Source organism: Clostridium sp. OS1-26 (assembly GCF_030915445.1).
GTDB lineage: Bacteria > Bacillota > Clostridia > Clostridiales > Clostridiaceae > Clostridium_AM.
The window spans coordinates 4,479,050-4,490,894 of record NZ_CP133264.1 but is presented as its reverse complement, the minus strand read 5'-3'; the positions used below and the strand labels follow the sequence as shown (position 1 = coordinate 4,490,894).

Annotated in this window: 10 protein-coding genes and 1 pseudogene; 9 read left to right on the top strand and 2 right to left on the bottom strand. The window is 32.0% G+C overall.

The window, feature by feature from the left end:
- The first annotated feature begins 18 nt into the window (after nucleotides 1–18).
- From RCG18_RS22260 to RCG18_RS22250, 3 genes are all read left to right on the top strand, one after another.
- Nucleotides 19–807, top strand: coding sequence for an electron transfer flavoprotein subunit beta/FixA family protein (locus RCG18_RS22260; protein WP_308038184.1), 789 nt, complete (start codon nucleotides 19–21; stop codon nucleotides 805–807).
- A 100-nt stretch (nucleotides 808–907) separates the two neighbouring features.
- Complete coding sequence (locus tag RCG18_RS22255; RefSeq protein ID WP_308038183.1) at nucleotides 908–2,107, top strand: electron transfer flavoprotein subunit alpha; 1,200 nt, start codon at nucleotides 908–910, stop codon at nucleotides 2,105–2,107.
- 90 nt (nucleotides 2,108–2,197) lie between these two features.
- The gene (locus RCG18_RS22250; RefSeq protein WP_308038182.1) at nucleotides 2,198–3,613 is read left to right on the top strand and encodes an FAD-linked oxidase C-terminal domain-containing protein; all 1,416 of its coding nucleotides are present in this window, start codon (nucleotides 2,198–2,200) and stop codon (nucleotides 3,611–3,613) included.
- 72 nt (nucleotides 3,614–3,685) lie between these two features.
- Here the strand turns inward: RCG18_RS22250 and gpmA are convergent, their stop codons facing one another.
- Nucleotides 3,686–4,435 carry a 2,3-diphosphoglycerate-dependent phosphoglycerate mutase gene (gene gpmA / locus RCG18_RS22245; protein WP_308038181.1) on the bottom strand — a complete coding sequence of 250 codons (750 nt, stop codon included), beginning with the start codon at nucleotides 4,433–4,435 and terminating at the stop codon, nucleotides 3,686–3,688.
- Nucleotides 4,436–4,632: 197 nt separating this feature from the next.
- On the opposite strand from gpmA, the pseudogene RCG18_RS22240 reads away from it, so the two are divergent.
- The 6 genes and pseudogenes from RCG18_RS22240 (at nucleotide 4,633) to RCG18_RS22215 (ending at nucleotide 10,607) form a co-directional block, all read left to right on the top strand.
- A pseudogene (locus RCG18_RS22240) lies at nucleotides 4,633–6,506 on the top strand (type IA DNA topoisomerase).
- Between the two features lie 103 nt (nucleotides 6,507–6,609).
- Nucleotides 6,610–8,298, top strand: coding sequence for a sigma 54-interacting transcriptional regulator (locus RCG18_RS22235; RefSeq protein ID WP_308038180.1), 1,689 nt, complete (start codon nucleotides 6,610–6,612; stop codon nucleotides 8,296–8,298).
- Nucleotides 8,289–8,348 (top strand): hypothetical protein, encoded by a 60-nt coding sequence (locus RCG18_RS22230; RefSeq protein WP_308042082.1) that lies wholly within the window; start codon nucleotides 8,289–8,291, stop codon nucleotides 8,346–8,348. Before RCG18_RS22235 ends, RCG18_RS22230 begins: the two co-directional genes overlap by 10 nt.
- Nucleotides 8,349–8,774: 426 nt before the next feature.
- The gene (locus RCG18_RS22225) at nucleotides 8,775–9,722 is read left to right on the top strand and encodes a D-aminoacyl-tRNA deacylase (RefSeq protein WP_308038179.1); all 948 of its coding nucleotides are present in this window, start codon (nucleotides 8,775–8,777) and stop codon (nucleotides 9,720–9,722) included.
- 143 nt (nucleotides 9,723–9,865) lie between these two features.
- A complete protein-coding gene (locus RCG18_RS22220) occupies nucleotides 9,866–10,369 on the top strand; it encodes a peptide deformylase (RefSeq protein WP_308038178.1) in 504 nt (167 codons plus the stop codon).
- 1 nt (nucleotide 10,370) lies between these two features.
- Nucleotides 10,371–10,607, top strand: coding sequence for a hypothetical protein (locus tag RCG18_RS22215; protein WP_308038177.1), 237 nt, complete (start codon nucleotides 10,371–10,373; stop codon nucleotides 10,605–10,607).
- A 133-nt stretch (nucleotides 10,608–10,740) separates the two neighbouring features.
- Here RCG18_RS22215 and RCG18_RS22210 read toward each other — a convergent pair whose 3' ends face one another.
- Nucleotides 10,741–11,730, bottom strand: a complete 990-nt coding sequence (locus RCG18_RS22210; protein WP_308038176.1) for a tyrosine recombinase XerC — start codon at nucleotides 11,728–11,730, stop codon at nucleotides 10,741–10,743.
- Nucleotides 11,731–11,845: the final 115 nt, after the last annotated feature.

Sequence of the window (11,845 nt, the reverse complement as noted above, 5' to 3'; positions counted from 1 at the left end):
GTTTATGGAGGTATAAAAATGGATATATTAGTATGTATTAAACAAGTGCCAGGAACTACAAAAGTAGAAGTGGACCCAGTGACAGGAGTATTGAAAAGAGATGGAGTAGATTCAAAGATGAATCCATATGACTTATATGCTCTGGAAACAGCACTAAGAATAAGAGAACAGGTTGGCGGAACTGTAAAAGTAATAAGCATGGGGCCACCTCAAGCTGCAGAAGTTATAAAAGAAGCATATATGATGGGTGCAGATGAAGGAGTTCTTCTTTCAGACAGAAAATTTGCAGGAGCAGATGTTTTAGCTACATCATATACTATCTCTCAAGGCGTAAAACAGATGGGAAATATAGATTTAATACTTTGCGGAAAACAAACAACAGATGGTGACACAGCTCAAGTAGGACCAGAAATGGCAGAATACCTTGGAATACCACATATAGCAAATGTATTGAAAATAGAGAAATTAAATACTGATTCATTAATAGTAGAAATGGATATGCCAAATACAATAGAAGTAGCAGAAGTAAAGTTTCCTTGCTTACTAACAGTAGAAAAAGATATATTTCAGCCAAGGCTGCCATCATACAGAAAAAAACTAGCTACAAAAGATAGAGAAGTAAAAATGCTTAGTTTAAAGGATTTTGAAGATCAGAATGAAAAGATGTATGGATTAAATGGATCTCCAACACAAGTCGAAAGAATATTTCCACCAGCAGTAAATACAGATAAAGAAATGTGGAATGGAAACGGAGAAGAACTTGCAGATAAATTAACTGCAAAGCTTAAAGAATTAAAGTTTATATAATATAATCAGTAATAATATTTTCAAACTGGACTGATGTCTAGCCACATAAATCAAATTAAATGTTAATAATTAACCATAGTACAAGTTGGGAGGAATAAAAGTGGGTAAATTAATAGTAAATGCGGAGAAGTTAACTCCTTCAATTATAGAAGATTTAGTAAAAGTATGTCCATTTGGTGCAATTGAAGAAAAGGACGGAAAGATAGAAGTAAATGCTGGATGTAAGATGTGTAAGCTATGTGTTAAAAAGGGTCCAGCAGGAGTGATGGAATTTGTAGAAGAGGAGATCCCTCAAATAGACAAAAGTCTTTGGAAGGGTGTAGCAGTATATGTTGACCACGTGGAAGGTAACATTCACTCTGTAACTTATGAATTAATTGGAAAGGGAAGAGAATTAGCATCAAAAGTAAACTATCCAGTATATGCAGTATTTGTTGGACATGATATTAAAGATAAGGCACAGGAACTTCTACATTATGGAGTAGATGAAGTATTTGTATATGATTATGAAGAATTAAAAGACTTCAGAATAGAACCATATACTGCAGCAATGGAAGATTTTATAAACAAAGTAAAACCATCTACATTGCTAGTGGGAGCAACAACAGTAGGGAGATCCCTTGCACCAAGAGTAGCTGCAAGATTTAAGACAGGACTTACCGCTGATTGTACAATACTTGATATGAAAGAAAATACTGATTTAGTACAAATAAGACCAGCCTTTGGCGGTAACATTATGGCACAAATTATAAACCCAAATAACAGACCACAGCTTGCTACAGTGAGATATAAGGTTATGGATGCCCCAGAAAGATCAGCAGAAACATCTGGAAAAATAACTGTTGCAGAGATGAGCAAATCAAAGCTTGCTTCAAATATTAGTGTATTAAAAATAACAAATAAAGAATTAGAATCAAGCATATCCGAAGCTGATGTAATAGTTGCAGCAGGAAGAGGAGTAAAATCAGAAAAAGATTTAGAAATGATAAAAGAACTTGCTGATTTACTTGGAGCTCAAGTAGCAGTAACAAGGCCTTTAATTGAAGCCGGATATGCAGATGCTAAAAAACAAATAGGGTTAAGCGGTAGAACAGTAAAGCCAAAATTAATAATAACCTGTGGGATATCAGGAGCAGTTCAATTTGCTGCAGGTATGAATAATTCAGATTGTATAGTCGCTATAAACAAAGATCCTAAAGCTTCTATATTCAATGTAGCTCACTATGGAATAGTAGGGGATTTATATGAAATAGTGCCAAGACTCATAAATAACATTAAAGAAGGAAAAGGTCTAATCTAGTTGATCTATGATAAATCATAATACAGGAGTTAGCAAGTATTAGAATAAAAATAAATTCATAATGATAGAAAAGATTTGGAGGTAAGCAAAATGGCATGTAATTGTGCGAACCAATATAAAAAGCTTGATGAAAAGGATATAAAATTTCTAATTGAACTATTAGGTGAAGATAGAGTATTTATAGGTGAAAATATAAATGAAGATTTTAGCCACGATGAATTAGGTGGAATTAGCAAGATGCCGGATACTGTAGTAGAGGTACAGAATACAGAAGAAGTTTCAAAAATAATGGCTTATGCTTATGAGAATAATCTTCCAGTGGTTGCTAGAGGTTCAGGTACTGGATTAGTTGGAGCTTCTGTTCCACTTCATGGTGGAATAATGATAAACTTAACTAAGATGAACAATATACTTGAAATCGATGAAGAAAATCTAACTTTAACAGTAGAACCAGGCGTTTTGCTAATGGAAATAGGCAAATATGTAGAGGAGCATGATTTATTTTACCCACCAGATCCAGGTGAGAAATCTGCTACAATAGGTGGAAATATTAATACTAATGCCGGTGGTATGAGAGCGGTTAAATATGGGGTTACAAGGGATTACGTAAGAGGGCTTGAAGTAGTTCTTCCAAATGGAAAGGTAATCGAAGTTGGCGGCAAAGTTGTTAAAAATAGTTCTGGTTACAGCATAAAGGATTTAATATGCGGTTCAGAAGGCACATTAGGAATAGTGACAAAAGCCATCCTAAAGCTATTACCACTTCCTAAGAAAGCAATAAGTTTATTGATACCATTCCCTAACCTCGAAAAAGCAATAAATACAGTACCAAAGATTATTAAATCAAAATCAATACCAACAGCTATAGAATTTATGCAAAGAGAAGTTATATTAGCCGCTGAAGAATTCCTTGGAAAGAAATTTCCGGATAATTCATCTGATGCATACCTGCTATTAACTTTTGATGGAAATAGCAAAGAAGACATAGAAAGAGATTATGACAGAGTTGCTCAAATCTGTTTAGAGGAAGGAGCTTTAGATGTATATATAACAGATACAGATGAAAGAAAAGAAGCAGTATGGTCAGCAAGAGGAGCCTTCCTTGAAGCAGTTAAAGCTACAACAACAGAAATGGATGAATGTGACGTTGTTGTTCCAAGAAACAGAGTAGCGGAGTTTGTTAAATATACAGACGAGCTTCAAGAACAGTTTAATATAAGAATAAGAAGCTTCGGACATGCTGGAGACGGTAATCTACATGTATATGTTCTAAGAGATGAATTATCACAAGAAGAATGGGAAAAGAAACTTAGCGAAGTCTTTGAGTGTATGTATAAAAAGTCTGTTGAACTTAACGGGTTGGTATCAGGAGAGCACGGAATAGGATATGCTAAGAGACCATATTTATTTGAACAATACGGTAATGACTATATGGAGCTCATGAGAAATATCAAGTTAGCCTTCGATCCTAAAAATATATTAAATCCAGGTAAAGTGTGTCAATAGTATACTCGCCTATAATTTATCATAGATAAAGAACTCGGAACTTTTAAGCTCTGGGTTCTTTATCATTTTTCACTAGGAATGGGGAATACCTTGGATATTCTTTGGAATAGAACCTTTAGGAAGTTTTCCTTCTATTTCTAAATAGTAATGTCTTATAGGCTTTAAATCATTATCTAATTCATAAACTAGAGGAACTCCTGTAGGAATATTCAGGCTTGAAATTCCGTCGCCAGGAATATCATCTAAATATCTAACTAGTGCTCTTAAAGTATTACCATGTGCAGATATAATTATATTTTTGCCAGATTTAATTTGTGGTGCAATAGTACTATGCCAATACTGCATTACTCTTTCTTCCGTGTCGTTAAGATTCTCTGTAAGTGGAATTTGAGAGTCCTTTAAGGCTTTATACTTACTTTCAAATCCAGCATACCTTTTATCTCCCTTATCTAAAGGAGGAGGGCTCACATACACAAATCGTCTCCACCTATGTACTTGTTCTTCTCCGTATTTTTCAGCGGTTTCTTTTTTATCAAGGCCTTGAAGTGCACCATAATGCCTCTCATTTAACTGCCAGCACTTATATACCGGTATCCACATTAAATCCATTTCATCAAGTAAAATCCACAAGGTTCTAATTGCTCTTTTTAATACAGAGGTATATGCTATGTCAAAGGTAAATCCATTTTCAGCTAGTATCTTTCCAGCTTTTCTTGCTTCTTTTAGCCCATCTTCTGTTAAATCTACATCTGTCCATCCGGTAAATCTATTTTCCTTATTCCATATACTTTGACCGTGCCTTAGCAAAACTAGTTTTATCATAATTACACCTTCCTTATCAGTATGTACTAAAGATTGTATTTATTTAGCATGAAAAAAGTAGTATAATATTACTTTGTTACAAGTTTAGAAGACCTATTACTTAGTTTTTTAATTTTTAACAGTATTATACATAGTATAATTATCAGTTATAATTACTTTAATAAGAACAACATAAAAAATAATTACAGGTGAGTTAAATGAAAAAATTAATATTAGCAGAAAAGCCTTCAGTAGCTAGAAATATTGCAGAAGCGCTTAAGTGTAAAATGAAAAAAGATGGATATATAGAAGGGGAGAATTATATAATAACATGGGCCTTTGGTCATTTGCTAACACTTTACGATTGTAAGGATTATGATCCTAAGTTAGCATTATGGAGCTTTGAAAATTTTCCTTATATACCAGAAGAATTCAAATATAAAATAAAAAATGATGGCAAAAACAAAAATGTAATAGACCCTGGTGCAAAAAAACAACTTGAAATAATAAGAAGCCTTGTTAATAGACAGGATGTTACAGATATAGTATCAGCTACAGACTTTGATAGAGAAGGGGAACTTATAGCACTTCTCATATTTGACTATCTAAAAGTTACTAAACCTATACATAGAATATTAATTAATGAATGGACACCAACTGAAATCAACAAGGGACTAAATAATCTTAAAGAAAATTCGGAAATGAAGCCTTTACAAGATGCAGGAGTAAGTAGACAGCTGGCAGATTGGGTTATAGGAATTAACTTTACCTCTATTGCTACAATGAAATATACAAGAGGAAAAGGCAATCTTTTAAACATTGGAAGAGTATTAATGCCCACCCTTAAGATGATATATGATAGAGAGATGCAAATAAAGAATTTCAAGATGGAAGAATTTTTCGAGTTAAATGCAACCTTCAAAGGTGAAGCGGGCACATATAAAGGTAAGTTCTTTCATGGTAAAAAGGATAAGTTCCCCAATAAGCAAAGTGTAGAAAGACTTAAAGATGAAATACAGGGGAAAGACGGTATTATAAAAGAAAAAACAGTAGAAGTTAAGAAGGAGAATGCACCAAGTTTATTTAATCTAAGTAATTTGCAGGGATATGTAACAAGCAAATATAAGGGCTTTACTGCAGATAAAGTATTAAAAGTAGCGCAGAGCTTATATGAAAAGAAACATATCACGTATCCAAGAACAGAAAGTACAGCGCTAGAAGAAAGCATAAAAGATAAAGCTAAAAATGTATTAGAAACGCTAAAAAAAGATTTGCCTTTTAAAGACGAAGTAGTATTTAATACTTCTAAGAAGGTATTTAACAATGAAAAAGTAGAAAGCCATAGTGCTATTATACCAACTTATATTATTCCTAAAAATTTAACAGAAGACGAAAGAATCGTATATAATTCAATAAAAAACAGATTCATATCTCAATTTATGCCTTCAGCAGAATATGAGAATACAGAGATAATAACTAGTGTGCAAGGAGATAATTATGAAAGGCTATTCTCAACTAAAGGAAAAATACTGAGAGTTAAGGGATGGCTTAAACTTTATGATGAAGATAAAAAAGATGAGTTACTACCTCCAGTTAATAAAAATGATGTAGTTAAGATGATAGAAATTAAGGTAGTGTCAAAAAGAGTAAGCCGCCTGCACATCATACAGAAAAAACTATTTTAAAAGCCATGGAAACTTGCGGAAAAAATTCTAATAGCAGTGATGAGGATGATAACGAAGAAGATTCCTCCATACTTTATGGATACTCTATAGGGACTGCAGCCACAAGAGCGGAAACTATAAACAAGTTAAAGTATGCTGATTATATAACTACAAAAGGAAAATCATTATTAATTACAGAAAAGGGGATAAAGCTTATTGAAAACTTCCCTTTAAAGGAATTAATGGATACGGATTATACGGGAAGATTAGAGAAGAAATTATATGATGTTGAAAAGGGAACTTTTAATAAAAGAGATTTTTTAAATGAGATATTTACCTTTACCAAAGAAGGGGTAGTTAAAATAAAGAGAATTAAAGCTGAATTGATATGTGATACAAGGCCGAATATTAATGAAAGTAAAAAGTAATCAAATAATTACTATATTATCTATCTATAGTAGTGAAGCATAAGATTATAACTTAGATGCATCTGCTATTATAATAAAATAGTATAAGAAGGTGGTGATAGTGATGAGTAATATTTTATGGAAAATTCAAGATACGGCTAATAAGTATGTTACTGTACTATCTCAAATACTTAAAGTGGATGTTGTAATTGTAGATTTGAATTTAATAAGAGTAGCTGGAACAGGACGATATAAGGAAAAAAATAACCTTAATATGTCTGACGAAGGCCATATTGCTAAGATGGTTATTGAAACCGGAGAAAAGAAAATTATTAATAATCCAAAGGAAAATGAGATTTGCAAGAATTGTCCCGAAAGATTAAATTGCGTTGAGACTTTTCATATGAATGCGCCAATTAAGCTGAATGAAAAAGTCATCGGTATCATAGCATTCGTCTGTACTACCGAATCGCAAAGAAATCACATATTGGAGAACTATGATACTTTTATTAACTTTCTCGACCAAATTTCAGATTTAATTTCCTCAAAAGCTCTCGAGGCTGAAGAGAATGAAAGAAATTTAGAAGTTATAGGATTTTTAAATGAAATCATTGATAATGTAGAGGAAGGTATTATAGTTCTTAATGAAAATAGAAAAATAACAAGGATAAATAAAACAGGTAAAAAAATATTAGAAGTTGATCTTGATAAAATTAAAAATATTAATATCCAGTTAAAACCTTCAGGAACTACGGTATTAGACTTAATGGAATATACAGTGCAAATTGACGATTGTTTTGCTGATGCAATAGGAAAAGCATATCATATAAACAATCCTGACTATAATGAGATTTTTATATTCAAGGATCCAGAAGTTGCTCACCAAAAGGCACTTACATTAACTACAACAAAAGAAAAAATTGGTTTAAGCAGTATTATTGGAGAATCAAAAGAAATACAAATATTAAATCAAAAAATAAAGAGGATTGCTTCATCTATATCAACAGTACTAATAACAGGTGAAAGTGGCACCGGTAAAGAGCTTTATGCAAGAGCACTTCATAATGAAAGTGAAAGATCTGAAGGTCCTTTTATTGCTGTTAACTGTGCTGCAATCCCAGGAAACCTGTTAGAGAGCGAATTGTTTGGTTATGTAAGAGGTGCTTTTACAGGAGCGGATCCTAAGGGTAAAATAGGCAAGTTTGAGCAAGCGAATAATGGAACTATTTTTTTAGATGAAATAGGTGATATGCCATTATACATACAAGTTAAACTGTTAAGAGTATTGGAACAAAGAGAAGTTGTTAGGCTTGGCTCTAATAAGTTGATAAGTATCAATGCAAGAGTGATTGCCGCTACCAATAAAAATTTAGAAGACATGGTTAAAAACAATACTTTTAGAGAAGATTTATACTATAGATTAAATGTAATTCCTATTTTTCTTCCACCTCTTAGAAGGAGGAAGAGTGATATAAAATTATTAACGAACTGTTTTATCGATAAGTTCCCAAGGTTATTCAGCAAAAAGGTAGTTACAATTTCAAAGAGTTTCTGGAGTTCTATAGAAAAATATAATTGGCCTGGAAACGTAAGGGAGCTTCAGAATACAATAGAATATGTAATCAATATGATGGGGGAAGATGGGCATATTGATGATGATTTGCTGCCTGCAAAGATTAAAAATGTGACCAAAATCTTAAAATATGATTATTGCGATATTGATCACATGGAAAAAGAACTATTTAAAAAGGCAATTGAGATTTATGGTTCTAGCGGTGAATCAAAAAAGATATTGCTGAGAAAATGGGAATAGGTATTGCCACCTTGTACCGCAAATTAAAGAAATATAATATAAAATTATAAATGAAGAGCATGATTATCAAAAATGATAAACCTATCATTTTTGATAATCATGCTTTTTGCATAAAAAAATTCTATCTATTATTCCTGTTATTAATCACTTGCAGCTGCTTGTCAGTAAATAAAAAAATAAGATTTAGTAACAATATTTGATGATTACAAAGAACTTAAATTATCATCTTTGATAATCTTAACTCTTTGCAATCTAGCTCCAAAAATATAGAAAGCTGTGTAAAGGGTGTAATAACATTTTTTATTTAAATAAGTAAAAATGGCATAAATTTTGCTATAAATAATATAAGATATATAAAAGTAGACCATCTATATATGGCAAAATACAATTTGGAGCAAAGGAGGAGCTTAGGATGGTTAGAGATATCTAAATTATCTAATACAGTGCAAAGGAAGAGTTTTAAGAGGAGGGAAAGTATGTTGTTAACAAAAAAGGCTGTATATTTTTTTTGCTATGATTTTGAGAATGATAGTGTGGCGCCAAGGGTATTTGAAAATTCTATGAGAATATTTGGCTTAAAGCCAACCAAGATCATGGTTGATGGATATCCCGTTATGGAATATATAGATTCTAAAGGGAATGTATTTAACTATGTAAGAACACATAAAGTTATCAGTCATGATTATGATTACTATTTACCAATAATGAACGAGTATTTTTCTAAATTTGATTTTGCAGGCGTTGTTAATTGGCATGGAGGCCAAAAAGCTCCAGACAAGGTTCTGTGTTTGCATACTACAGGAGATGTCGAATCTGGCTACTTTGGGATGACACATCCAATATATACAACTAATTTAGCACACAAATTAGAAGAAAATAGAAGGGAATTAGGATTAGAGGATTTTAGAGTGACAATGGAGGCTACACATTGGTCAGGGATGATATACAATGGATTACCACAGAAAATAATTGAATTCAAGGTTCCTTTAGTAGATGTTGAAATTGGCAGTACGCCAGAAAGTTGGGCAAACGAGAAGGCTGCAGATGTAATTACATTATCACTAGTTAAAGTATTTGATAGTGATGTTAAATTTCCCACAGTTTTATATCTTGGAGGAATTCATTTTGAAGAATCAATCACTAATGCAGTACTAAATAGACAGTATCCAGTCTCTGCAACTCATATTCTTCCGAGTTCATGGCTTGTAAATGGCAAGTATAGTGAAGGAGAAGGCTATAAGAAATTAGAAGAATGTATTAATTCTATTATCGGAGGAATTGACGGAATCGTCTATCAAGAAAAGCTAAAGGCTCCTTATAGAGAGCAATGTAGACGTATTGCGGAAGTGCTAAATGTACCTGTATTTAAGCATAAGCAGCTTAACAATATAAAAGAATCGCCTATTATAGAGTTATATGATTAATAATTTTGTAGAAAAGGGCTAAAATGCTATGTATAATAAATATAAACACAAAAGCTATAAGAAAATAAAGCATAAGTGTATAAATGAGAATTTTTATCAGTATTTTAGATGTTATAAACTGATAAAATGAAGGGGGAAGAACAATGGCTGTGAAGGAAATATTATTATTAGGTAATGAAAACCTCTATGAGGTATGTAAAGAAGTTTCGAAAGATGAAATTGACAAAGCAAAACAAATAGTTGAAGATTTACATGATACAATGATGAATTTTAGAGAAAAATATGGTTTTGGAAGGGCAATAGCGGCACCGCAGATAAATGAGCTGTATAGAATAATTTATATGAATTTTGACAGCAATTCTATTGCTTTTATAAATCCAAGACTTGAATTTTTCGAGGGCGAAAAATTTGAAATGTGGGATGACTGCATGAGTTATCCTGGATTAGAAGTAAGGTTATATAGATATAAAAAATGTAGAGTTTATTATAAAGACTTAGACTGGGCTGATTGCAGCATAGAATTTGAAGGGGACTTAGCGGAATTAATACAGCATGAATACGATCATTTAGATGGCATATTAGCGGTACAGAGAGCAATTGACAATAAATCCTTTAGAATAAATAAAAATAAGTCAGGATGCTTTTAATATGGAGGTTAGAAGAATGGGGGAAGAAAGCAACAATTTATGTAAGATACAACGTCTTAGGCTTGTAATGCTTAATATATTTGGTTGTTTTCTTGCTGCTACAGCAATTACTGGCATACAATCTTACGCTAGATACGTTCCGTCGTACTTGATTGTTATTTTAGCTCTAACAGGCGCTAGTGTGTTAATTTTAAGCATTGCAATTTTAATTATGAAAAATCCAAACAAACATAAGTAAGTATTAAAAAATCTCTATATGTATTTAAAAAATAATCCAGCAGAAAGCCTTAAGAAGCTTCCTGCTGGATTTTACTCATTACATTTTTAATAAAACATTTTTAATAAAACATTTTTAATAAATTTACTTAACTTTAAAGATCATCTTCCTCGCTAAGCGGGTTAGAGCGAACTGCTTCCCTTAGTTTTTCATCATCAACGTGAGTATAAATCTGTGTAGTAGATACATTCTCATGACCTAGAATCTTTTGAAGACTTCTTATATCTACATTTCCGTACTTATACATAAGTGTGGCAGCGGTATGCCTTAATTTATGAGGAGTATATTTATCTGTATCTAAATCTGCTTTTCCAAGGTATTTTTTAAGCATTAATTCTACAGATCTTTTATTTATTCTAACGTTATTTTTACTTATAAAAAGAGCATCCTTATCCTTAATCTTATCGCAATCTTGATTTCTAACCATTAAATAGTTACGTATAGCCTTCATGCAGGCGCTATTTAAATATACAGTTCTTTCTTTATTGCCTTTTCCTATGACTGTTAAAGTATCTCCTTTGATTCTAGAAATATCTATACCACATAATTCCGAAAGTCTTAGACCGCAATTTAAAAATAATGTTATTATGCAGTAATCTCTTTCTCTGTATTTTCCATCTATAGAATTTAAAAGAGCTTTACTTTCTTCTAATGTAAGGTAAATAGGATTTCTCTTACTTATCTTAGGTGATTCCAACTCCAAAGCCGGGTTTTCATCTATAATTTTTGCTTTGCCGTGGAGATATTTAAAGAAAGATTTTAATGTTGCTACTTTTCTAGCTCTAGCATAGCTGCCGTTGTTTCTATAATTCTCTGCAAAGGATATAAATGCGAATAAATCGCTGAGTTTTATTCTTCTGATGAAGTTATCATCTACATCATTTATTTGTATAGTTTCAAAGTCTTGATTGTTTGCAACTCTTCCTCTATACAGTTTTAGAAATCTAAAAAACATAATGAGATCAACTTTATATCCATCTATAGTATTTTTAGATTTACCACGAATGGTGCCTAAGTAATTTAAAAAGTCATTTAAACACTCAGGAATATCTGGGTCATAAATATGATTTAAGTCGTAATGCATTTTGGTCCATTCCCCCTCTATTTTTTGACTCAACTTCGCTAAATGTGTATTTAGCGAATATAGTATTCTACAAAATAGCGTAAAAATCCTGCTAATATATAATAATTTATTATAT